This window comes from Alphaproteobacteria bacterium US3C007 (assembly GCA_034423775.1).
GTDB classification, from domain to species: Bacteria; Pseudomonadota; Alphaproteobacteria; order Rhodobacterales; family Rhodobacteraceae; genus Thalassovivens; species Thalassovivens spotae.
The window spans coordinates 2,411,941-2,434,476 of the sequence record CP139918.1 but is presented as its reverse complement, the minus strand read 5'-3'; the positions used below and the strand labels follow the sequence as shown (position 1 = coordinate 2,434,476).

Sequence of the window (22,536 nt, the reverse complement as noted above, 5' to 3'; positions counted from 1 at the left end):
GCCGTAAACTTGCTGAAAGGTTAATCTGTAATGTCACAGGTTGTTACGAGAATTGCCCCCTCACCAACAGGATATATGCATATAGGGACGGCGCGCACGGCGTTGTTTAACTGGCTTTACGCCCGCGGGCGCGGTGGTAAATTTTTGTTACGCATTGAAGACACGGATCGACAAAGATCAACTCCGCAAGCCAGCGCCGCCATTTTGCGCGGATTAGATTGGTTGGGCTTAGACTATGATGGAAAAGCTATCAGTCAATATGAGCGCGCCGAACGCCATGCCCAGATCGCCTGGCATCTTTTAAAAACGGGGCATGCCTTTAAGTGTTTTGCGACGCAAGAGGAGATCGAAACCTTTCGAGAAACCGCGCGCGCCGAAGGGCGCTCGACGCTGTTTCAAAGCCCCTGGCGCGATATTCCAGCCTCAGAGCATCCCGATGCGCCATTTGTGATCCGAATAAAAGCCCCGCGCGACGGCGAAACGCATATCGATGATGAAGTGCAAGGCAAGGTGGTCATTCGCAATACGCAACTGGATGATATGGTGTTGCTGCGCTCGGATGGTTCACCAGTTTACATGCTTGCGGTCGTGGTTGATGATCATGATATGGGGATCACGCATGTGATCCGCGGCGATGATCATTTAAACAACGCCGCGCGCCAAATGCTGATCTATAAAGCTATGGAATGGCCCCTGCCGGTCTATGCCCATATTCCTTTGATCTTTGGCGATGATGGCAAAAAACTTTCGAAACGTCATGGGGCCACCAGCGTCGAAGAGTACCAACAGATGGGATACCCCGCGGTTGCGATGCGCAATTATCTGGCCCGGCTTGGTTGGAGCCATGGGAATGATGAATTTTTCAGCGATGCTGAGGCGCAAGAGTGGTTTGATTTTAAAGGCATAGGCAAATCGCCCTCGCGGTTTGATTTCAAAAAACTACAAAATCTTTCAAGCAAACATATAGCCGCCGCTTCAAATGCTGCACTGCTGCAAGATATTACGAATTATCAATCTGCGATCGCGGCGCCGCCATTCACGGACGCGCAGTTACAGGGGTTGGATACGGCCATGTATTGCCTCAAGGAAAGGGCCAAAACACTTCCTGAACTTCTTGAAAAGGCTCGCTTTATTCTACAAACACGCCCGATTTCCATCGATGAGCCCGCGCAGGCAACGCTTGACTCTGTATTCATTGGTATACTCCAATCATTGACGCCGCAATTGCAAAATGCTACGTGGAGCCGGGAACATTTGGAAGTGCTTTTCCACGAATTTGTTGGCTCAAACGGGATCAAATTCGGGCAGCTTGCGGCGCCATTACGCGCCGCACTTGCTGGGCGAAAAGCCACTCCAAGCGTGTATGATATGATGGTTTTGCTGGGCCGCGACGAAACGATAGCGCGAATCAAAGACGCCATAGCAGAAAGCTAAATCTGCTCACATCGCGCATAATCAGAAAGAACAAGGCCATAGTGCCAATGGGAAAAGGAACGAATATGGCTGATACAAAACAAACCGCAGAGTTGCGCTTAAACGGTCAAGTGTATCAATTGCCCATTCACCACCCATCCGCCGGGCCAGACGTAATTGACATTCGCAGCCTATACAAAGATGCTGGCGTGTTTACCTATGATCCCGGTTTCACCTCAACAGCCAGTTGTGACAGCACCATCACCTTCATTGATGGCGCCAAAGGTGAGCTGTTGCACCGCGGATATCCAATCGATCAACTGGCCTCTAAATCGCATTATTTAGAAGTTTGTTATCTGCTGCTTTACGGTGAATTGCCCTCACCAGCGGAGCTAGAGGATTTCGAAAGCCGCGTCACCAATCACACAATGATTCACGAACAAATGATGTATTTGTTCCGAGGCTTTCGCCGGGATGCGCATCCAATGGCAATTATGACGGGTGTCGTTGGTGCTATGTCCGCCTTTTATCACGACAGCACCGATATCTCTGATCCATGGCAGCGAGAAGTGGCGTCGATCCGAATGATTGCCAAAATGCCGACGATTGCCGCCATGGCGTATAAATATACAATCGGGCAACCTTTCGAATATCCGCGCAATGATCTTGATTACGCCTCTAACTTTTTGCGCATGTGCTTTGCCGTACCGGCCGAGGATTACAAAGTGAATCCGATCCTTAGCCGCGCAATGGACCGGATCTTTACCCTTCATGCAGATCACGAGCAAAACGCCTCAACATCCACCGTACGACTAGCCTCAAGTTCTGGCGCTAACCCTTTTGCTTGCATTGCCGCGGGTATTGCCTGCCTTTGGGGCCCCGCGCATGGAGGCGCGAACCAAGCCTGTTTGGAAATGCTACGCGAAATCGGAACCGTCGAGAATATCCCGACCTTTATTGCCAAGGCGAAAGACAAAAATGATCCGTTTCGTTTGATGGGATTTGGTCATCGCGTTTACAAAAACACGGATCCGCGTGCCACCGTATTAAAACAATCGGCAGATGAAGTTCTTGAATTGCTCGGAGTGGCCAATAACCCATTGCTGCAAGTCGCCAAAGAGCTTGAAAAAGTGGCCCTTAGTGACCCCTATTTTGTTGAAAAGAAACTATTCCCAAACGTAGATTTTTATTCGGGAATTATTCTGGAAGCGATGGGCTTTCCAACCTCAATGTTCACACCAATTTTTGCTCTGAGCCGCACCATTGGCTGGATTTCGCAATGGAAAGAAATGATCGCAGATCCGCAAATGAAAATTGGTCGTCCCCGCCAATTATATCTGGGCGATACAGCGCGCGACTATGTAAATATTGAAGATCGCTAAGATCTATTTTGCAATTGGTCGCTTTGCCTACGGAATAAGTCCGGCGTCCAGCCAGCCATCTTTTTAAATGGCGGGCGGGTCTTAGGTGGGAGGGTCAATCGCACAAGAGCAATATTAGCTTGCCCCCCAAAGCGCCGTTGAACTGCAGAGATCAACCGGTTACTTTGATAAAATGCATCGGCAAATCTATGTTGTAGCGCCCGGCACAAGCCGCCAAAACATCGGCTTGTGAGATACGCTATTTTTGTGAAGGAGCAGCAATGTCCTATGAATTCGTTAACCTTAGCACATATGGCAAAGTCCTTTTGGTCACGCTCAACCGACCTGATGTTTACAACGCGATGCATGCGCCCATGCATGCGGAATTGGCAGGCGTGTGGGACGGATTTGCAGCAAATCCCGATCTCTGGGTCGCCGTTTTAACCGGCGCGGGCGAAAAAGCCTTTAGCGCGGGAAATGATTTGAAAGCCACGGCAAAGGGCGGCGCGGCCACCATGCCCAGAACCGGCTTTGCTGGCTTAACCCAAAGGTTTGACTTGGAAAAACCGGTCATTGCAGCCGTGAATGGCTTTGCAATGGGTGGCGGCTTTGAAACCGCCTTATCCTGCGATATTATCATCGCGGCGCAAACAGCCACATTCGCCCTGCCCGAGGTAAAAGTTGGCTTCATGGCTGCCGCCAGCGGCATACAGCGCCTCAGTCGTTATATCGGGCGCGTTGCTGCCCATGAAATGATGCTAACAGGGCGCCGTATTTCGGCGGCTGAAGCGTTAAATATGGGCATTGTGAATGCGGTTACATCAGACAAAGAACTTTTAGACACCGCATTGAACAAAGCGCAGGAAATCGCCTCTGTTTCGCCCTCGGCGGTGAAAGCCACCAAGCGGGTGTTGAACGATCTGGCCAAGCGCGAAAACCTGCCTGCCAGCTTAGAATTTAGCCGCGAGGTTCTGGCTGATCTTCTTCAAACAGAAGATTTACGCGAAGGCGTTGAGGCTTTCGTTGAAAAACGCGCCCCAAAATGGGTGAATAAATGACCAATCAGTATTTCTTTTAAAAGACATTTTGCGTTTTGCCCTTGCTCTAACGAAAGATAATGAAACGTGGATATCAAGAATAAAATTATTGTGGTCACAGGCGCAGGCGCAGGGATCGGCAAAGCGCTTGCAATCTGCTTTGCCAAACAGGGGGCGAAGAGGGTTATTTGCAGCGATATTGACGCAATCAAAAGCAAAGAAACCGCAGATCTGATCGATGGGGTGAGCATAGAAGCCGATGTTTCAAAAGAGGCCGATCTGATCAACCTTATCGCGCAAAGCGAAGCCGAAATAGGCCCGATTGATCTGTTTTGCTCGAATGCGGGAATTTTAAATCAGGCAGGGCTTGACGCCTCAGATCAAGACTGGCAGCGGGTTTGGGAAACCAATGTCATGTCGCATATTTGGGTGGCGCGGCATTTGGTACCCCGCATGATTGCGCGGGGCGGGGGCTATTTGCTGCAAACCGCCTCGGCGGCTGGATTGTTAAACCAAATTGGGTCTGCGCCTTACGGGGTGAGCAAACATGCCGCGATCGGTTTTGCCGAATGGTTAGCCTTCACCTATGGGGATCAAGGGATCAAACTATCGGTGCTATGCCCACAAGCCGTGCAAACTGATATGATTACCGGGCTGGACAGCCATGCTGCCAGTCTTGATGGCATTTTAAAGCCAAGTGACGTGGCGCAAGCCTGCCTACAAGGGCTCAAAGACGAACGCTTTCTCATTTTACCGCATCCAGAAGTGTTGACTTATATGCGAAATAAAACGTCCGATTATGACCGTTGGATTGGAGGTATGCGCAAATTGAACCGTGCAAATACTAACTCAAAATCACCAGAAGCAAAATAACTGAGCTTAGCAATGTGAACATAACATGGTGAGATCCACCTATTCACCGGTTTCGGATCTTGCCACAGATGGGCGATGATGCGCTTCACCGGCGCGGTTGCCGCACCAAACCTTCCTGCGCCACGCTGGCCACCAAATTGCCGTTAGCGGCATAAATTGAACCCCGGTTAAACGCCCGTCCCCCCCCTGCAAAAGGGCTGTCCATTGCGTATAAATGCCATGTTTCAAACTGCGTCGGTCGATGGAACCAAATTGTGTGATCAAGGCTGGCCACCATAACCCCGGGTTGAAACCAGGTCACGCCATGCGGGCGTAGCCCGGATGCTAACAGATTTAGATCCGAGGCATATGCCAGTAAACATTGCTGCACTATTGCACTTTGTCTGGCCGCGGCCCTCATCCGAAACCACAATTGGTTCTTATCGCTGCAAGGGTCAGGCGTGAAAGAATCGCGCGGTTGAACCTCTCGAACCTCAACAGGCCGCGGGCGTAGAAACTCTTCCTGATGCTTTTCAGGCAAACGGTGCACCTCGGCGTGACGCAAGGTGCTGCGCGACGCCAATACCTGAGGGCCCACGCATGCGGGCATGGGGTGCTGATGCTCAACGCCGGCTTCTTGATGCTGGAACGACGCGCTCATCGTAAGAATTTCTTTACCCTGCTGGCGTGCAACGATACGCCGCGTTGTGAAGCTGCCACCATCTCGCGTACGTTCAACGTGATAGATTACCGGCACAGCCGGATCTCCTGCTCGGATAAAATAGGCGTTTAAGGAATGGCATAGACGCCCCTCTAACGTCAGATAGGCCGCTCTCAACGCTTGCGCGATTACATGGCCCCCAAAAATGCGCATTGTGGTTTCACCACCCGTTCCAACGCCTTGAAACGCATCTGTCCCCACAGGCGTCAATTCAAGCATTTTTATCAAATCATCGCCCGGATCTGTCATTTTAACGGTTTCCTTTACCGGCACGTTTGAGGCAGCGCCCTTGCCAAATTACGTATTTCACAGCGGGATCTCAGCAAGCGTCAAATCGGAATACTTCCATGCCAGGGAATAAAAACGACGCGCAGGGAAAACCTCACCCGATCAACTTGCGCATTGCAGGCCGCGTTTCGGGGCTAAACCAAGGCAAAGCGGGCGTGGCCTGCCGGTGTGCTCTATTTTTTTCAATGCGTTCAATCGCTTCAGCTCTCACCTGCATTTTAATCTCAGCATAGGTTTGCGGCGGCAATTGAGCATATTCCGCCGCCACACTGTGAGCATGGCTTAAAAGCTCGCTTGGCTCGACAAGCTCATCAATCAGGCCTGATCCTAACGCTTTATCCGCTGAAATAGCCGCTCCTCGCTGCATCAAGCGGCGCAGATCATTTGGACTAAGAGCGGCGCGCGCGATCTCCATCGGGCAAAAAGGCATGGCCACGCCCACCTTCACCTCAGCCAATCCAAACTTAGCCTTGGCGGTGGCAATTCGATAATCTGCGCATAAAACAGGAAAAAGCCCCCCTGCAATGGCCGCGCCTGAAACCGCCGCAATCAAGGGCTTGCGAAACGAAAACAAAGCGCCAAAAGCTTGGTCCATCCCATCAACCACAGCGGTTTGCGCCTGAAGATCAAAATGCACCGCATCTTTGAGGTTTAGACCTGCTGAAAAAACGGGTAATGCGCTGGCAAGTACAACCGCCCGCACCGCGCTATCCGCCTCTAAGACAGCCACCAAATTGGTGAGAAGCGCTAAATTATCAACCGTTAAGGCATTCACCGGCGGGGATGATAATGTGATGCGAGTCACCCCACTCATATCATCTTCCCGGATCAGCCAATTTTGCGTTATCATAGCGCCTCGCCCTTTTTTATACACCCCAATTTAACGCCAGCTTATCCTTTAGTTGACAGAGATCAAATCGTAACGCTACGTTTCCTGCAAAGTCACTCTTTGAAACTATTTTAGTCGCATTGGGAAAAACGAATGAAGCTATATTATGCCCGCAACAGCCGCGCCGTTCGCGTGGCTTGGTTGCTTGAGGAGCTTGGCCTCAGCTATGAGATTGAGAGTTTTGAGCTTGGAAGCTCCGATATGCGCTCTGACACCTATCGGGCTTTGCACCCGATGGGCCGCGTGCCCACGCTTGTCGATGGCGATATCACGCTTTATGAGAGCGGCGCGATTTTACAATATTTACTCGCCAAATACGGCGCTGGAAGATTTATCCCAGATATAAACTCGGCTGCGTTTGCAGTGAATTTGCAGTGGTTTCATTACGCCGAAGGCATGATCATGCCGCCGATGAACACCATCGTGGTCGAAACGATTCTATTGCCGCCAGAGCGGCGCAACGAAGTGAATGTGAAACGCGCTACGAAACTTCTGGGGCAGATGCTGACAAGCGTGGAGCAACAGCTTGAAGGGAAAACGTTTCTGCTTGGCGAGCACTTATTAGCGGCTGATTTCATGACCGGTCATGCGGTGATTATGGCAAAACGCCTTGGCGCGGATTTCAGTGACAAACCAAACCTCCTGCACTATGGCGAACATCTGAGCCAACGCCCAGCCTTTCAGACGGCGTCATCCTTATGACGACGCCGATTGTGCTGATCGTGGGCGCGGGCGATTATATTGGCGCCGCCATCGCCCGGCGTTTCGCACAAGGCGGGTTTGTGGTTTGTTTGGCGCGTCGCAATGGCGATAAACTGACAGACCTAGTCGATGAGATTTCCGCCTCTGGCGGGGTCGCATATAAGTTTTCTATGGATGCCCGCGATGAGGACCAAACCGCAGATCTTTTTAAAACCATCGAACGCGATATCGGGGCCCTTGATCTGGTTATCTTCAATGTGGGTGGAAATGTTCATTTTCCAATTCTGGAAACGACCACGCGGGTTTTTCAAAAGGTTTGGGAAATGGCCTGTTTCGCAGGATTTTTAACGGGCCGAGAAGCTGCGCGATATATGGTTCCACGCGGCAGGGGTAAAGTATTTTTCACGGGCGCTTCTGCCAGTTTGAGGGGAAAATCAGGCTATAGTGCATTTGCGGCCGGGAAAGCGGGGTTGCGTATGCTGGCGCAAAGCATGGCCCGTGAATTGGGCCCGCAAAATATTCACGTTTCCCATCTGATTATTGATGCCGCCGTTGACACTGGATTTATCCGTGAGCGATTTCGGGCGCAGGGCAAAGATCCAGATAGACTGCCCGAAGACAGTCTGATGAAGCCAAGCTCTGTGGCGGAGGCGTATTGGAGCTTATACCATCAAAGCAAAGATGGCTGGAGCCATGAGTTCGACCTGCGGCCATTTTCCGAAACATGGTAATCTGGGCAAATACATCCGCCCTTTACCCGCTTAAGCAAGATTACAATCGGCCTTTCCGGCTAGCCCTGATCGCAATCATGCAAGTAAGGTTTAAGCAAATTTTGCAAATCAACTTCTGCCTTAAGTCGACGCCCTAATAAATAAAGGCCCGCCATTTTACGCTGGATATACAAAGTCTCAGGCGGCGGCAAATGCATCTCGCGCGAGCGCTCGGCCATTTGCAAACCGCGTTGTTGCAAATCATGCGCCAGTTCATTTTGGCCAAATTGAAAAATCTTATCCTTTGCCAGCTCTGCAAAAGCAAGATGCATCATCTCGACAAACTCATCCTGCATGCTCTGCGGCATGGCTTCATTTAAGAACCCTAACGTCAACGCAGCACTGCACATAGAAGTTTCTTGCCCTGCCAAACCTGCGTTCAGATAGCGGGCATAGGCTGCACTTAGCGCCGCATTCACCGGGCGCGTTGCGCCAAAATCCAACAAAACCACCCGTTTTGATTTTGCATCATAGAGGAAGTTCGCGAAATTAGGATCTGTCTGCATAAGCTTGAAATCAAAAAGTTCTTTTAAGCTCAAATCGATCAAAGCCTCCATGACAGCACGTCGATCCTCTGTTGGAAATTGAAGCAAATCTTCAATCGGCTGACCCGGCATAAACTCCATCGCCAATATATTTTCGGTGCTTAAATCCGCGTGCACTTGCGGCACTGCAAAGCGGGTATCCCCGCTTAAAAGGTCGCCAAAGCATAACAGCTGCTTGGCCTCGCGCGCGTAATCGGTTTCTTCGTGCAGCTGTTCTTTCGCCAAGGTCAGAAACGGGCCCAGATCGAGGCCGGGGGGCAACAGCCCCGACCATGCGATTAGGGCGGATACGTTTTCAATATCGCTATCAATGCTGTTGCGCACGCCTGGATATTGAACTTTTATGGCCAAGGCCTCGCCCGCCTTGGTTACGGCATAATGGACCTGCCCGATCGAAGCGGCCGCCATCGGGCGCACATCAAAGCGGGAAAACCGCCCCATCCAGCCCATTCCCCATTCTTGGTTCAGCACATCTCGCAATTGCTTCGGGGGCATGAAATCCGCCTCAGCCCGCAAACGCTGCAAAATCATTGCCAGCTCCGATGGCAGAAAATCGCCGCTATCCATTGAAAGTAGCTGGCCCAGTTTCATCGCCGCACCGCGCATTTTTGCCAGTTTACGCGCCAAAAGGCTTATATTTTGAGGGCTCATTAAAAGCTGTGGAAGCGCCGGCCGCCGGCCAGAACCCAGCTCTTTCAAACCTTGGCCAGCAACATTGCCCATCATACCCAAAGAAAGGCCACCAATATGAGCAAGGCGCGCCGCGCGGCCACTTGGAACCTTTACAGCACGCCCGCTCACAGCCAAAAAATCCGGCTCTGAGCAGGCATCAACGCGCCTCTTACACATTTATCAAACTGGGTATTCATGAAGCTGGACATAGCGGGGCAGCGCCATAAAGAAAGGTCCGCCCCGCGCAGAAGGCTGTTTATTCTCTGTAATCGCGTCAGAAACGGGCCAAACCAATAAAAAATGCTATGATGCAGCGCCAAAGGCCGGGCGTATGTGTTTTTCAAAGCGCGTGAAGATTGCGAATATGTTTTGCCAAAGCAGCGGTTTCCGGCCGTATAATTTGCGCCTTTTCGGGTGGAGTATCGTAAAGTTGAGTGATTAAATCACGGCTGGGGCGCAGTTTGCGCTGCCAAGACAGGCTTTCAAGACCGCGCTGCGCGCCGCTCGGAAGCTCGATAAAAGGCGAGCGATCGTTGAGAACCAACCAAAACCCAGCCCATAAGCGCGCCACCGTCCATGGGTTATATCCGCCGCCGCCCGTCAGAATGATTTTGTCGCACATTTCTTTTAGCCGTTTTACCGCGTTCCACAGCGTGTAATTTGACAGCCCCAACCGCGACAGAGGGTCATCGCAAACAGCATCAGCCCCACCTTGGATTATTATCGCTTCGGGGGCAAAGCGGGCCAATGCAGGAAAAACACAATCTTCCGTGAAAAGATTAAATTCTTCATTATTACAATTCTTTAACAGGGGTATATTCATCTGCTGATCAATTATATTTTCAGAGAGACCCCCTGTAAAAGGCCATCTTTTCGCCTCATGGGTTGAGATCATTAGAAGGTCACGATCCCCCGAAAACGCGGCCTGAACCCCATCGCAATGATGTGCATCCAAATCAACATAAGCAATACGTTCTACGCCAAGGCTGCGCAGCCGTAAGATTGCAAATACCAAATCATTCAAAAAGCAAAAGCCATTCGCGCGATCGGTCAACCCGTGGTGTAAACCGCCGCCCATCGCATAAGCAACGCCACCATTTGCAACCAGTTCAGCAGCCAATAACGAACTTCCAACAGACGTGGCCGGCCGTGCAAACATACCCTTAAAAACCGGGTTTGAGACAGTGCCCAATTGGTATCTCTTCTGATCATGCTCTGATATTTTTTGCGTATCTTCAGCCCTTTTAAGCGCCGCAATATACTCTGGCGCGTGGAAGGTTTTCAAAAGCGCAGGCTTTGCCTGAGGCGCCGTGCAGTAGCGATCCAAACTGCGCATGTTCAACGAAGAGATAAGATCGAAAGCCGCTGCAACACGCGGAATAGCCAGCGGATGATTGCCGCCGTAACTCGAATAGCGGTAGATCGAAGATGAAATTAAATACGGCCTGCAGGCTTCTGTTATTATGTCGTTTTCTTCTATAATTTTACAAACCTTTCACCACGTTAATGAAGTTTACATCTAGCTCTTTCACACGGCAAATCTACCATCAGAACCGGCTTTACACTATCAATGGAAAATTTAAACTTCTTGGCGCAGTTAAGAAGCGGTTCAAATTACCGCCACTCTGACATAGAGCGCTGTGGCGCACGGCTATACAAAGGCCCAACTGCGCGCATTGGCCCTGCAACCTTTTGCTTTCTCTGCACTGAACCCGTCGAAAACAAAGCTTTGGCGCATCACCTAAGTAAGCAGCAACGAATTTTACCCCAGATTCTGGAGCGCTAAAATGCACGCCATTAAAAGCCATAATTTTTGACCTTACCCATCGGAGGTTTTGTGCCAACACAATCGCGGAAGATCTACGACTGATAACACGAAAAAGCTATTTCTACCGCGCCGGATCACCGCGACAGCGCGCCAGAGATGACAGCCTATACCTGCTGCCATCCTTGCCGCAGCTCGCGGGTGTGGGCGCCCAAAACAACGCGCAGGATCTCGCTTACATTTAGCCTTGAATGGAACCTCTAACAGCCTTCTTCAGCGCCCGCGCTCATGGGGGTTGGCGCGACATCAAGAGCGCTCTATAAGGTGGTGCAAAGAGAAGGACGGAATTTCATGCGCAACGCAACCGTGAGCCGCAACACGGCTGAAACAAAAATAGAAGTCACGCTGGATCTGGATGGCACTGGTCTTTATGACAATCAAACAGGTGTTGGCTTTTTTGACCACATGCTCGATCAGCTGTCGCGCCACTCCTTGATCGATCTGCGTATCCGCTGCGAAGGCGATACCCATATTGATGACCATCACAGCGTTGAGGATACTGGTATTGCTTTGGGCCAAGCGCTCAGCCAAGCTTTGGGGGATAAACGCGGTATCAATCGTTATGGAAGCTGTTTATTGCCGATGGATGATGCACAAATTCGCTGTGCATTAGATTTATCTGCACGGCCTTTTTTGATTTGGAACGTAGTGCTGCCAAGCGCAAAAATCGGCGCCTTTGACAGCGAATTATTGCGCGAATTTTTTCAGGCGTTTTCCACGCATGCGGGGATGACGCTGCATATTGATCAGATCCATGGCTTCAACAGTCACCATATTGCAGAAGCGGTTTTTAAATCGGTGGCCAAGGCGTTGCGAACAGCCGTTGAACATGACCCGCGGATGCAAGGTAAATTGCCATCGACCAAAGGCAGTCTGTAAAACATCATGCTGACCGTTATAATCGATTACGATAGCGGAAACCTGCACTCTGCTAGCAAGGCCTTTGAACGTATGGCCCAAGAAACCAATGCAGGAGAGGTGCGCGTGAGCGCTGATCCTGCCATGGTTGCCAAAGCCGATCGTTTGGTGCTTCCTGGCGATGGCGCGTTTCCGGCGTGCCGCAAAGCGCTGACAGAATCTGACGTTTTTGAGACAATGATCGAAGCTGTGCTCGAGCGCGGACGTCCATTTTTTGGCATTTGCGTCGGCATGCAGATGATGGCCCAAAAAGGGTTTGAATATGAAGCCACCAGCGGTCTGGGTTGGATTGATGGGGAAATTCACAAGATCAAGCCGAACGAGCCTGCGCTTAAAGTTCCACATATGGGCTGGAATAATTTAAGCTTCGATCAACCGCACCCGCTTTTGCGCAACGTGCCCGATGGAAGCCATGCTTATTTTGTGCATTCCTATCACATGGAGCTTAATGCACCCTCTCAACGCATCGCCTGCGTAGATTATGGGCAGCCGATTTCGGCAATCGTGGGCCGAGACACAATGGTTGGCACACAATTTCATCCTGAAAAAAGTTCTATCGCTGGCCTGCAGATGATCGCCAATTTCTTGTCTTGGTCCCCCTAGCGGCATTCGGGCAAGAGAACAGGCTTCCATTGCCCCCGCGACATACTGCAAGGGCGGATGCAATAGATGCCGATCCGTTGATTGCAATTCGCGCTCTGACATGGCACATGCACCCCGTTAAGAAGGTTTTGAGAAAAGAATGATCCTGTATCCTGCTATCGACTTGAAAGACGGCGCAGCCGTGCGGCTTTTGCGTGGCGATATGAACGCCACCACGGTGTTTAATGAAGACCCGGCCGCCCAAGCCAGAAGCTTTGTTGACGCGGGGTGCAGATGGTTGCATTTGGTTGATCTGAACGGTGCCTTTGCCGGAAAACCCGTCAACGCCGAACCCGTTGAAGCCATTTTGAAGCAGTGCAACGTGCCGGCTCAATTGGGCGGTGGTATCCGCGATATGGCGACCATTGAGAATTGGATCGAAAAGGGGTTGTCGCGGGTGATTTTAGGCACTGTCGCGGTTGAGAACCCCGCCCTTGTCCGGCAAGCAGCCCTGACTTTCCCAGATAAAATTGCCGTTGGCATCGATGCCCGCAATGGCATGGTGGCCACCAAAGGATGGGCGGTTGAGACCGATACAGAGGTCACCGAGCTGGCAAAATCGTTTGAACAAGATGGCGTGGCTGCGATTATTTACACCGATATCAACCGCGATGGCGCGATGAAGGGACCAAATATTGAAGCCACTGCGGCTTTGGCGGATGCGATTTCCATTCCGGTGATCGCGTCAGGTGGAGTTTCCTCGCTGGCCGACCTATTGGCCTTGAAGAGCTGTGGAGCCGCTTTAAACGGAGCTATTTCGGGGCGCGCGCTTTATGATGGAGCGCTTGACCTTGGCGCTGCCCTGAAGGCGTTAGATGCTTAAAACCCGCATCATCCCGTGTTTAGACGTGGCCGATGGGCGCGTGGTCAAGGGGATCAATTTTGTGGATTTACGCGATGCGGGTGATCCGGTGGATGCCGCGCGCGCTTATGATCACGCGGGGGCAGATGAATTATGCTTTTTAGACATCAATGCCACGCATGAAAACCGCGGCACGATGTTCGATGTTGTGCGGCGCACAGCCGAGCAATGCTATATACCCCTTACCGTGGGTGGCGGCGTGCGCAGCGCCGCGGATGTGCGGGCTCTGTTGCGCGCAGGGGCGGATAAAGTCAGCTTCAACTCGGCCGCAGTGGCCGATCCGAATGTGATCAGCGCGGCAGCAGATCAATTTGGCAGCCAATGTATCGTCTGCGCGATCGATGCCAAAACAGTAGCTCCTGGACAATGGCAGCTTTTCACCCATGGGGGGCGCAAACCAACTGGCCTGGATGCGGTAGACTTTGCCATTAAAATTGCCCAAAAGGGCGCCGGTGAGATCTTGCTCACCTCTATGGATCGCGATGGTACGAAAGCCGGTTTCAATCTTGAAATGACCCGCGCGATCGCTGAGGCGGTCGATATCCCCGTGATTGCCTCTGGTGGTGTAGGAACACTAGATCACCTGGTGGATGGTGTACGTCTAGGGGGCGCCTCAGCCGTGCTCGCCGCATCGATTTTTCATTTTGGCGATTATACAATCGCTGAGGCCAAAGCGCATATGGAAGCCGCGGGCCTAGCTATGAGGATAGAAACATGACGTTGGAGCAGCTTGAAAATCTGATCGCGCAACGCTCATCTGCGCCATCCGGCGAAAGTTGGACCGCGCAATTGCTGGAAAAGGGCGCGGAAAAATGCGCTGAAAAATTTGGCGAAGAAGCCGTCGAACTGATCATCGAAGCGGTTAAAAATGATTCCAACGGCCTGATCAACGAAGCGGCAGATGTGATGTATCATCTTCTCGTTTTGCTGAAATCACGCGAGATCAGCCTATCACATGTCATGGCAGAGCTTGAGCGAAGAACGGCCCAATCCGGCCTTACTGAGAAGGCGGCGCGCAAAACATGATCCGACATATCGTCTTTTTTAACGCTAAAAACCTCGATGATATTGATGCAATCGGCGAAGGGTTGCAGCTTTTGGCCGAAATTCCAAACGCGCTGCGCTTTGAAGTGGCGCGCAATATCGGAAGCGACCCGATCGCGCAAGATCGGGTTGATTGGGTCGTGTATGCGGAATTCAAAGATGAAGCCGCTTTGGCGGCGTATAAAGCTCACCCCATCTATCAAGCTTCAATCGCAAAAGTGCGCCCCCTGCGCGAATTGCGGCTGGCGGTTGATTTTGAAAGCGCCTTACCGGCCTGAGGCGCACGCGCATAATTTTTTAACTCCGGCCCCAAAACTGCGATTTTTTGATTGCACCGGCGGAAAATCTAAGCTTTTTGAGCGCAGAAGAAAACCGTCTTAAAAAGTGAGATTTAAAATGGCATCCGTGGTAAACAGCTGGAATGAATGGGACCCTTTGAAACATGTAATCGTTGGTCGCGCCGATGATTGCCATATTCCCCCTGAAGAACCCGCACTAGATGCCAAAGTGCCCGAAGACAGTGACATGCGCGGCCAATGGGGCCGCCGCCCGCAGGAAACAATCGATCGCGCCAATGAGCTGCTTGATAATTTTGCCGCGCTGCTGCAAGCGCGCGGTATTCGCGTGGATCGCCCAACCCCAATTGATTTCTCAGCGCCCGCAATCACGCCGGATTTTCACACCGAAAGCCAATTTGGATGTATGCCACCACGCGATGTCTTACTGACGGTTGGCTCTGAAATATTGGAAGCCACAATGTCGTATCGCTGCCGCTGGTTTGAATATCTCTGCTACCGGCCGCTGATGCAAAAATACTGGGAGGAAGACCGCAATTTTCGCCATGAAGCGGCGCCAAAACCCCGTTTGACCAATGCCGATTATCATCCCGATTATTTATCGGATAAAATCGGAGTTGAAAAACGGCTCAAATGGGCGGAAGAGAAGTTTTTTGTCACCACAGAAGAAGAACCGCTTTTTGACGCAGCTGACATTCTGCGCTTTGGCCGCGATCTCGTTGTTCAACATGGCTTTACCACCAATTTAAAAGGCATCGAATGGCTGCGCAGGCATTTTCCGGATCATCGCGTGCATACGGTAAATTTCCCCGGCGATCCCTACCCTATCCATATCGATGCCACATTCACCCCTTTGCGCCCAGGGCTGATTTTAAACAATCCGCAACGCCGTTTGCCCGCAGAGCAACGCGGCCTGTTCGAAAAAAATGGCTGGGAGATTGTGGATGCCGCACAGCCGGCGCATAACAGCCCCCCGCCGCTTTGCTATTCATCAACCTGGCTCAGCATGAATGTTTTGGTCCTTGATCCAAAAACCGTCTGCGTTGAAAAATCTGAGGTCTATCAAGCTGAGCAAATGGACAAGCTGGGCATGAACGTGATCGAGGTTGAGTTGCGAGATGCATATGCGTTTGGCGGCGGCTTGCATTGCTGCACCGCAGATGTGTATCGCGAAGGCCAATGCGAGGATTACTTTCCGCATCAATAACCAAATCCGCGCAAAAAAGGCAACTATAGAAAGCGCGCAGGGCACCAGTGCCATATTGCGCAATAGAGGGGCGACACGCCCCGCCCACGATTGCTACCCAGCACTGAGATGCGGCAAAAGATGCCTAAAGTTTACCAGACGCGCGTCGCAAACGCGTCTGGTCCACGCCCGATCGCAGGCCATCGGCTCGGCCGGCCTAAGGGCTTTATCGGTTCCACTCAATACAGCAAATAATGCACTCGAAGGCCTTACACGGACGCAATCGAAACTGGCGTCACTCGCTTGCCGGAAGGTGACCTTTAAGATGGGAAAACTCCGCCTTTTGCGCTGCCAAACCCATTTGAAAAATCAAACCCTACCAAGCAGTCTTATGGTACAAGCGGATGTGTTAAGTGCAAAAGGCGCTCCAATTAAATAATAAATGGGCGTGGTCCCGCTGATAATCGCGCCTCAAACCAAGCAGATAAAGAACAGTTTTGGACAGCACTTATCCGTGCTGAGTTTGGGCAGGCGCGTGGCTCGAGTCGATTTAACTTCTACAAGCGTTTAAAGTTTTACCAAACCTAATGGGTTTAAAACCAAGGCAGACCGCTGCGCGGCTATAAGGATCAAAAATTGGCTTGGGCGCCGATCAGCGCGTGGCATTGGGAAAAAACAACTGCTCACCGCCAATTTTAAAAGCCGCAATCTCCGCCTGCCCTTTTGGCCCGGTGATCCAGTCTACAAATCGCTCAGCTCCTAGAGCGTTCACATGCGGATGCCGCGCTGGATTCACCGCAATCACCCCATATTGATTGAACAACCGCCAATCATCCGAAAACAAAACATCCTGATTGCCCTTGCGCGCAAAGCTAATCCATGTGGCCCGGTCGCTCAATGTATAGGCATTCATGGCGGTTGACATCATCAATGTGGCACCCATTCCCAATCCGGCCTCGCGATACCAACTGCCCGAGGCTGCGGCCACATCAATGCCCGTTGCTGTCCAAAGCTTTTTTTCAGCTTTATGCGTGCCACTATCATCTCCCCGCGACAGAAAAGGCACCTGCAAGGCCGCAATCTTTTGCAGGGCAACGGTCACATCGGCGCTGGCGCGAATACCGGCAGGATCCAGCCGGGGACCAATAATGACAAAATCATTATACATCACATCCAAGCGTTCAAGCCCCCAGCCCGCTTTGACAAAGACCTCTTCATCGTCTTTGGAATGCACCAAAAGCACATCGCCGTCGCCGTTCTTGGCATTCTTAATGGCCTGCCCCGTGCCCACAGCAACCACCCGGACAGCGATGCCGGTATCTTGGGTGAAAATAGGTAAAAGCGCGTCTAACAATCCTGAATTTTGTGTCGATGTGGTGGATTGGATGAAAATCGCGTCTGCGGCTTGAACTGGCGCGGTAACGCTGAACCAAAGCAAGGCTAAAGCCATTAAAACACGATTTTTCATTAGGTTTCTGCCTCGGCATCCGAAATTTCATACCCTTGCAAAAACGCTTGCGTCCACGGGTTTTGAGACGGGCCAAAAAATAATGCTGCCCCCTCTTGCGCTTTCACCTGCCCGCCCTCCATTAACAAAATCTCGCCACCAAAGCGGCGCGCCTGTGCCCGATCATGAGTAATCATCACCACCTTAATACCAGCTTCTATCGCGCTTTTTATCAAAGCCTCGACATCTTGCGCGGCATTTACGTCAAGATGCGCACAGGGTTCATCCAGAAACAAAATCTCTGGGTTGCAACACAGCGCCCGCACCAATGATAGACGTTGCTGCTCACCGCCGGAAAGCCGCCGCGCGGGTTGATCTACCAAATGCGCCAATTTCCCCTGATGCATCCATTTTTCTGCCAATTCTGCTCGGGTTTGACGCGCATATCCCGACGCAGATAGAGCGAAAAGCAAATTCGCACGCACCGACCGGCGCAGCAGAACGGGCCTTTGGAATACCATCGCCTGCCTGGCCGTTTCTCCTGAGATATGCCGCACCTGCACAGAGCCCGTATCGGGCGTTTGCAAAGCATGAAGAACCCGCAATAAAAGGCTTTTACCCGCCCCATTTGGCCCCAGAATCATCGTTGGACCCTGCGGATCCAAACGTAGGAATGGAATATTTAGGCGGATGACACCCCCGATTGAAAGCCTTAGCTGGTCAATTTGAACATGCATGTCAGACATGGAAAGCCTCGCGGCGTTGCCAACCTAAAAATCCCAGCAACCCATTTACAGCCACCGCCAAGCCAACCAAAATAAGACCCAAAGCCAAGGCCAAGCTCAGGTTGCCCTTCGAGGTTTCCAAAGCGATCGCCGTGGTCATAACCCGCGTCAGATGGTTAATATTCCCGCCAACGATCATCACTGCTCCAACTTCTGCGATCGCGCGGCCAAACCCAGCCAAGACGGCAGTCAATAACCCAAACCGCGCCTCCCAAAGCAGCACTGCAACGCGTCGGCTCGCGCGCACACCCAATGAGGTCAGTTGATCCCGATATTCTTCATGGAGCGGCTCAACCACTTGCCGGCTCAGGGCGATTAAAATCGGCGTTATCAATATTGTCTGCGCGATAATCATCGCGCTTGGGGTGTAAAGCAGCCCCAATACGCCCAACGGGCCGGCGCTAGAGAGTATTAAATAAACCACCAAGCCCACAACGACCGGCGGCAAACCCATCAGAGCATTTACCCCCACCAAAACAGCAAGCCGCCCGCGAAATCGTAATATCGCCAATGCCGCACCGGCCGGTATACCAAACACCCCCGCGATGATCACCGCGCTCAGCGATACTTTTAACGAAAGCAATACGATCGCCCAAAGACCCTCATCGCCTGAAACAATCAAAGCGGCCGCAATATAAAAAGATTCGGATAAACTTTGCATATCTATACCTAGGGTCCCCTTGCAAAATATTCATCAAAAAAGGCGCGGTTCAACTGGAATTTAGGGCTAACTCGTCTCATCTTCGCGCCAAAAAACCAGTCATGGCTTTGCTGATGGATGTATCGATTCGCAACAGCTCAGATCAACGCGCCGCTTTCGGCGCAGAAAGAATAGTTTTCCAATCCCGCGCCACGGGCCCGTTGAGGGGGCTTTGGGATCTATCGGATAACCCTGCTGCCAAGCCTTAGGCAAAACCAAACCGTGGTTTTCTGCGCGTTCAAGCATCCAGATCAAAGGAATATTTGACAGTCGGCGGGCCGCAAAAAAGCCCCCCAGATGGCCCCCGACATCACCATGGTTGCCGCGGAACCAAACCTGCTGCACCCGGGTGTCCGGCCGCGCTGAGCATTCCCATTTAACCGGAGCAAACGCAATGCGCGCCTCATTAAGCGCCAAGGCTTGATACCCTGCCTTCACCACCGGGCTCAGCGCGTGATTGTGAAAACCATACCGGGCCTGCCTCCAGCGCGAGATAATCGGCAAGCCCAGCGCGCGCACCGTGTCCCAGACACCAATCATTTCAATCTTAATCACACTATGGCAGTAGGCCGCGCGAAATTCGTCCAAGACGGCACCAGATATATTTTTTTGATAAAGGCGCCATGCTTGCTGTATGTGGCGCGGCGTCGCATATTCGCGCTTTAACAGCCCTACATGATTGATCATTCCAGATAAAGAGCGCACCGCATACGCCCCTCGGGAATATCCAAAAAGATATATTCTATCCGTAGACCGGAACCGCATTGCCAAGGCGCCATATGCGCGGCGGATCTGGGTATTAATATTGCCGCCAACCAAAACATCCCAGCCAGAGCGCAGATCGAACCATTGCTGCCCAGGCCGATAATACACTTTAACCTTCGGCGTTTGTTCTTTCAGCAATCGGTGCAGCAATGCCGCATTGGTTTCATGACCGGGCGCATTGGAAGACATCGTACCGTCTAAAATCAGCACATGATCTTGCGCCAGCCTCTGCCTTTGGGGCGCCTCCTCCACCTTTGGACGGGGGAAAAACCATTGCAGAAATCGGTTTGCGTTACTCAGCCGCGACATCTGCCTGATTTAAAGCCTCCCAAACCCGCAGCGGCGTGAAGGGCATATCAAGTTGCCTGACCCCGCGGCATGACAGAGCGTCATGCACAGCGTTAGAAACAGCAGCCAAAGCACCAACGGTGCCAGCTTCTCCGCACCCTTTCATCCCCATCACATTGGTGGTTGTTGGCAGGGGCTCGGTTTCAAACTGGTAGAATGGAACGTCTTTGGCGCGCGGCACCGCATAATCCATAAAGCTCGCGCTCAACAATTGCCCTTGATCATCATAAACCACATGTTCGCTTATCGCTTGGCCAATGCCTTGGGCAACGCCGCCATGTACCTGACCTTCCACCAGCATTGGGTTCAAAAGATTTCCAAAATCATCCACCACAGAATACCGCGCCACCTCTACCGCGCCCGTATCAGGGTCAATTTCAACTTCGCAAATATGCGCGCCATTTGGAAACGATCGGCTGTCCAGCACCGCATAAGCCGAGTGCTGCATCAGATCCTCGCGGCCCGCAGCGCGCGCCATATCCGCAACTTCCAAAAATGTGGGAGACAGATTCGAACCCGGCGCGCGAAAGCGCTCATCATCAAACACAATCTGATCCGCATCCACGTCCAGCTTATCAGATAAAAACGCCCGAAACGCCTTCTGCATAACCGCAACGGTTTGCAACGTTGCATTGGCTTGTACCGTGCCCGAACGCGATCCACCCGTCCCGCCGCCGCGGGCAATCAGATCGCTATCGCCTTGAACAACCCGGATATGATCCGCCGGTATTCCGGTTTGATCCGATAAAAACTGCGCAAAAACGGTTTCGTGACCCTGCCCGTTGGATTGCGTTCCAACCAGAATATCCACCATCCCGTCATCCTTAAAAATTACCTTGGCGCTTTCATCTTTATCGCCCAAAATGCTTTCTATATAATAACATAAGCCCAACCCGCGCAATTTGCCCGCCATGGCGCTTTTTTGCTTGCGATTCACAAAGCCATTCATATCTGCTGACGCCTCTGCATGCGATAAAACTTTGGCAAATTGTCCAACATCATAAACCTCGCCCGTAGCAGAGCGATAAGGAAAAGCGTCAGGCGCGATAAAATTCTTTCGGCGCAACGCTAACGGATCCACGTTTAACTCGCGCGCCGCATGATCCATCAACCGCTCTAACACAAAGATCGCTTCGGGACGCCCAGCGCCGCGATAGGCGTCAACTTGCGTGGTATTGGTGAATACGCCTTTCACCGCCAGCCATGTGGTCTGCACATCATATGTGCCCATTAAAACCTTTGCGAATAACTCGGTTTGAATGGGCTGTGCATATTGCGAATTATAGGCGCCTAAATTGCACTTAGAGGTCACCCGATAGGCGAGCATTTTGTGATTTTCATCGAACGCCAATTCCGCCAAGGATGTCAGGTCGCGCCCGGCATTATCGCTCAGCATTGCCTCGGTACGCTCTGACATCCAGCGCACCGGGCGCTGCAACACCCGCGCTGCATGCGCGCAAACAAAGGTTTCGGGATAATTCATCCCTTTCATTCCAAAACCGCCGCCCACATCCGGGTTCGTCACCCGCACTTGCTCTGGCGAAAGCTTCAACATTTTCGCCAAACGCGATTTGGTTGGCCAAACGCCTTGACCATTGACCGAAACGTGCAAACGATCTTCTTCCCATTCGGCAAAACAGCCGCGCGGCTCGATCGAGGCTACGATAATCCGATTATCCGCAATATCCAAAGCGACGCGATGCGCCGCCGTTTCAAACACCGCCTCGGTGGCAGCTTGATCACCCATACCCCAGTCAAAAGCAATATTATCTGGCGCCTCTTCATGCAAAGGCTCGCCACCAGCCTTCAGTGCCAAATGAACCGGTAAGTCTTGATACTCGAACACGATATTTTCGGCGGCATCACGGGCCTGTTCCAACGTTTGTGCAATGACCATCGCGATCGGCTCACCCACAAAACGCACCCGCTGTGTTGCCAAAACGGGGCGAAAAGGATCGGCCGCCCGAGAGCCGTCAAGGTTCTTTAAAATTGTTGCCTCGATATGCAAATCAACATCCGCTTCGCGCAGATCCTCTGCGGTAATCACCGCCTGCACCCCTGCACAGCTACGCGCTGCAGACACGTCCAGCTGCGTGATAATCGCATGGGCCACGGGCGAGCGAAACACGAAGCCATGCAAGGCATGCACGGGGGCGATGTCATCAACATAACGCCCGGTTCCTTTTAAAAACCGCACATCTTCAACCCGCGTGACCGACTGACTTTTCCCGAATTTTTCCAATTTCAAAAACCTCTAAAAAAACACCAATAATAGATAAGGCTTCCAGGGCATTTGTCTAGGCCTTCAACCGACTGAGAGTGGCGTTTAAAAGCGGGCGTGCCCTGCCCTCTCGCAGCACCCGAGCGCCGGTTAAGAGCGCCGATATTCCATAAAAACTTGAGCAGAGGCTGAGATATTGATCGCCAAAAAATAAATGCCCATGAAATCGCTTGCTTTCCCGGCAATC

The 22,536-nt window shown here is 51.9% G+C and carries 22 protein-coding genes; 13 read left to right on the top strand and 9 right to left on the bottom strand.

Features of this window, described 5'->3' with window-relative positions; translation table 11 throughout:
- The first annotated feature begins 30 nt into the window (after positions 1–30).
- The 4 genes from gltX to UM181_11605 all read left to right on the top strand — a co-directional run bounded on the left by gltX (position 31) and on the right by UM181_11605 (position 4,684).
- Positions 31–1,434 (top strand): glutamate--tRNA ligase, encoded by a 1,404-nt coding sequence (gltX, locus tag UM181_11620; protein WQC61977.1) that lies wholly within the window; start codon positions 31–33, stop codon positions 1,432–1,434.
- A gap of 65 nt (positions 1,435–1,499) precedes the next feature.
- Complete coding sequence (gltA, locus tag UM181_11615) at positions 1,500–2,795, top strand: citrate synthase (GenBank protein ID WQC61976.1); 1,296 nt, start codon at positions 1,500–1,502, stop codon at positions 2,793–2,795.
- A gap of 260 nt (positions 2,796–3,055) precedes the next feature.
- Positions 3,056–3,832, top strand: a complete 777-nt coding sequence (locus UM181_11610; GenBank protein WQC61975.1) for an enoyl-CoA hydratase-related protein — start codon at positions 3,056–3,058, stop codon at positions 3,830–3,832.
- A gap of 66 nt (positions 3,833–3,898) precedes the next feature.
- Positions 3,899–4,684: an SDR family oxidoreductase gene (locus UM181_11605; GenBank protein WQC61974.1), complete on the top strand. Its 786-nt coding sequence runs from the start codon at positions 3,899–3,901 to the stop codon at positions 4,682–4,684.
- Positions 4,685–4,769: 85 nt separating this feature from the next.
- Here UM181_11605 and UM181_11600 read toward each other — a convergent pair whose 3' ends face one another.
- On the bottom strand, positions 4,770–5,633 hold the full coding sequence (locus tag UM181_11600; GenBank protein WQC61973.1) for an acyl-CoA thioesterase II: 864 nt from the start codon (positions 5,631–5,633) through the stop codon (positions 4,770–4,772).
- A gap of 133 nt (positions 5,634–5,766) precedes the next feature.
- Complete coding sequence (locus tag UM181_11595; protein WQC61972.1) at positions 5,767–6,522, bottom strand: enoyl-CoA hydratase/isomerase family protein; 756 nt, start codon at positions 6,520–6,522, stop codon at positions 5,767–5,769.
- A 132-nt stretch (positions 6,523–6,654) separates the two neighbouring features.
- Between UM181_11595 and UM181_11590 the strand changes: the two genes are divergently transcribed.
- Positions 6,655–7,263, top strand: coding sequence for a glutathione S-transferase family protein (locus UM181_11590; protein ID WQC61971.1), 609 nt, complete (start codon positions 6,655–6,657; stop codon positions 7,261–7,263).
- The gene (locus tag UM181_11585; GenBank protein WQC61970.1) at positions 7,260–7,994 is read left to right on the top strand and encodes an SDR family oxidoreductase; all 735 of its coding nucleotides are present in this window, start codon (positions 7,260–7,262) and stop codon (positions 7,992–7,994) included. The genes UM181_11590 and UM181_11585 overlap by 4 nt, the downstream gene beginning before the upstream one ends.
- Before the next feature lie 59 nt (positions 7,995–8,053).
- Here UM181_11585 and UM181_11580 read toward each other — a convergent pair whose 3' ends face one another.
- Both UM181_11580 and UM181_11575 read right to left on the bottom strand, forming a co-directional pair.
- Positions 8,054–9,379 (bottom strand): AarF/ABC1/UbiB kinase family protein, encoded by a 1,326-nt coding sequence (locus UM181_11580; GenBank protein ID WQC61969.1) that lies wholly within the window; start codon positions 9,377–9,379, stop codon positions 8,054–8,056.
- Positions 9,380–9,590: 211 nt separating this feature from the next.
- Positions 9,591–10,631, bottom strand: a complete 1,041-nt coding sequence (locus tag UM181_11575) for an acetoin utilization protein AcuC (GenBank protein WQC64743.1) — start codon at positions 10,629–10,631, stop codon at positions 9,591–9,593.
- A 735-nt stretch (positions 10,632–11,366) separates the two neighbouring features.
- Between UM181_11575 and hisB the strand changes: the two genes are divergently transcribed.
- The 7 genes from hisB to UM181_11540 all read left to right on the top strand — a co-directional run bounded on the left by hisB (position 11,367) and on the right by UM181_11540 (position 16,044).
- Positions 11,367–11,954 carry an imidazoleglycerol-phosphate dehydratase HisB gene (gene hisB / locus UM181_11570; GenBank protein ID WQC61968.1) on the top strand — a complete coding sequence of 196 codons (588 nt, stop codon included), beginning with the start codon at positions 11,367–11,369 and terminating at the stop codon, positions 11,952–11,954.
- Between the two features lie 6 nt (positions 11,955–11,960).
- Positions 11,961–12,596, top strand: a complete 636-nt coding sequence (gene hisH / locus UM181_11565) for an imidazole glycerol phosphate synthase subunit HisH (protein WQC61967.1) — start codon at positions 11,961–11,963, stop codon at positions 12,594–12,596.
- Between the two features lie 139 nt (positions 12,597–12,735).
- Positions 12,736–13,458, top strand: coding sequence for a 1-(5-phosphoribosyl)-5-[(5-phosphoribosylamino)methylideneamino]imidazole-4-carboxamide isomerase (gene hisA, locus UM181_11560; protein ID WQC61966.1), 723 nt, complete (start codon positions 12,736–12,738; stop codon positions 13,456–13,458).
- Entirely contained in the window at positions 13,451–14,215 is a 765-nt protein-coding gene (gene hisF, locus UM181_11555; GenBank protein ID WQC61965.1) for an imidazole glycerol phosphate synthase subunit HisF, read from the top strand. The genes hisA and hisF overlap by 8 nt, the downstream gene beginning before the upstream one ends.
- A complete protein-coding gene (locus UM181_11550) occupies positions 14,212–14,523 on the top strand; it encodes a phosphoribosyl-ATP diphosphatase (protein WQC61964.1) in 312 nt (103 codons plus the stop codon). Before hisF ends, UM181_11550 begins: the two co-directional genes overlap by 4 nt.
- Positions 14,520–14,819 (top strand): Dabb family protein, encoded by a 300-nt coding sequence (locus tag UM181_11545; protein ID WQC61963.1) that lies wholly within the window; start codon positions 14,520–14,522, stop codon positions 14,817–14,819. The genes UM181_11550 and UM181_11545 overlap by 4 nt, the downstream gene beginning before the upstream one ends.
- Positions 14,820–14,937: 118 nt before the next feature.
- Entirely contained in the window at positions 14,938–16,044 is a 1,107-nt protein-coding gene (locus UM181_11540) for a serine/threonine protein kinase (GenBank protein ID WQC61962.1), read from the top strand.
- A gap of 631 nt (positions 16,045–16,675) precedes the next feature.
- Here UM181_11540 and UM181_11535 read toward each other — a convergent pair.
- From UM181_11535 to UM181_11515, 5 genes are all read right to left on the bottom strand, one after another.
- Positions 16,676–17,491, bottom strand: coding sequence for a substrate-binding domain-containing protein (locus UM181_11535; GenBank protein ID WQC61961.1), 816 nt, complete (start codon positions 17,489–17,491; stop codon positions 16,676–16,678).
- Entirely contained in the window at positions 17,491–18,216 is a 726-nt protein-coding gene (locus tag UM181_11530; protein WQC61960.1) for an ATP-binding cassette domain-containing protein, read from the bottom strand. Before UM181_11530 ends, UM181_11535 begins: the two co-directional genes overlap by 1 nt.
- The gene (locus tag UM181_11525) at positions 18,209–18,916 is read right to left on the bottom strand and encodes an ABC transporter permease (protein WQC61959.1); all 708 of its coding nucleotides are present in this window, start codon (positions 18,914–18,916) and stop codon (positions 18,209–18,211) included. Before UM181_11525 ends, UM181_11530 begins: the two co-directional genes overlap by 8 nt.
- Before the next feature lie 99 nt (positions 18,917–19,015).
- Entirely contained in the window at positions 19,016–20,029 is a 1,014-nt protein-coding gene (locus UM181_11520) for a DUF2235 domain-containing protein (GenBank protein WQC61958.1), read from the bottom strand.
- Complete coding sequence (locus UM181_11515; GenBank protein ID WQC61957.1) at positions 20,013–22,310, bottom strand: xanthine dehydrogenase family protein molybdopterin-binding subunit; 2,298 nt, start codon at positions 22,308–22,310, stop codon at positions 20,013–20,015. The genes UM181_11520 and UM181_11515 overlap by 17 nt, the downstream gene beginning before the upstream one ends.
- Positions 22,311–22,536: the final 226 nt, after the last annotated feature.

Coding starts and splice junctions, on each gene's coding strand:
- UM181_11540 (WQC61962.1), top strand. CDS start 14,938: ATGGCATCCGTGGTAAACAGCTGGAATGAATGGGACCCTTTGAAACAT.
- UM181_11590 (WQC61971.1), top strand. CDS start 6,655: ATGAAGCTATATTATGCCCGCAACAGCCGCGCCGTTCGCGTGGCTTGG.
- UM181_11545 (WQC61963.1), top strand. CDS start 14,520: ATGATCCGACATATCGTCTTTTTTAACGCTAAAAACCTCGATGATATT.
- gltX (WQC61977.1), top strand. CDS start 31: ATGTCACAGGTTGTTACGAGAATTGCCCCCTCACCAACAGGATATATG.
- UM181_11595 (WQC61972.1), bottom strand. CDS start 6,522: ATGATAACGCAAAATTGGCTGATCCGGGAAGATGATATGAGTGGGGTG.
- UM181_11610 (WQC61975.1), top strand. CDS start 3,056: ATGTCCTATGAATTCGTTAACCTTAGCACATATGGCAAAGTCCTTTTG.
- hisF (WQC61965.1), top strand. CDS start 13,451: ATGCTTAAAACCCGCATCATCCCGTGTTTAGACGTGGCCGATGGGCGC.
- UM181_11520 (WQC61958.1), bottom strand. CDS start 20,029: ATGTCGCGGCTGAGTAACGCAAACCGATTTCTGCAATGGTTTTTCCCC.
- UM181_11530 (WQC61960.1), bottom strand. CDS start 18,216: ATGTCTGACATGCATGTTCAAATTGACCAGCTAAGGCTTTCAATCGGG.
- UM181_11535 (WQC61961.1), bottom strand. CDS start 17,491: ATGAAAAATCGTGTTTTAATGGCTTTAGCCTTGCTTTGGTTCAGCGTT.
- UM181_11550 (WQC61964.1), top strand. CDS start 14,212: ATGACGTTGGAGCAGCTTGAAAATCTGATCGCGCAACGCTCATCTGCG.
- UM181_11525 (WQC61959.1), bottom strand. CDS start 18,916: ATGCAAAGTTTATCCGAATCTTTTTATATTGCGGCCGCTTTGATTGTT.
- gltA (WQC61976.1), top strand. CDS start 1,500: ATGGCTGATACAAAACAAACCGCAGAGTTGCGCTTAAACGGTCAAGTG.
- hisA (WQC61966.1), top strand. CDS start 12,736: ATGATCCTGTATCCTGCTATCGACTTGAAAGACGGCGCAGCCGTGCGG.
- hisB (WQC61968.1), top strand. CDS start 11,367: ATGCGCAACGCAACCGTGAGCCGCAACACGGCTGAAACAAAAATAGAA.
- UM181_11585 (WQC61970.1), top strand. CDS start 7,260: ATGACGACGCCGATTGTGCTGATCGTGGGCGCGGGCGATTATATTGGC.
- hisH (WQC61967.1), top strand. CDS start 11,961: ATGCTGACCGTTATAATCGATTACGATAGCGGAAACCTGCACTCTGCT.
- UM181_11600 (WQC61973.1), bottom strand. CDS start 5,633: ATGACAGATCCGGGCGATGATTTGATAAAAATGCTTGAATTGACGCCT.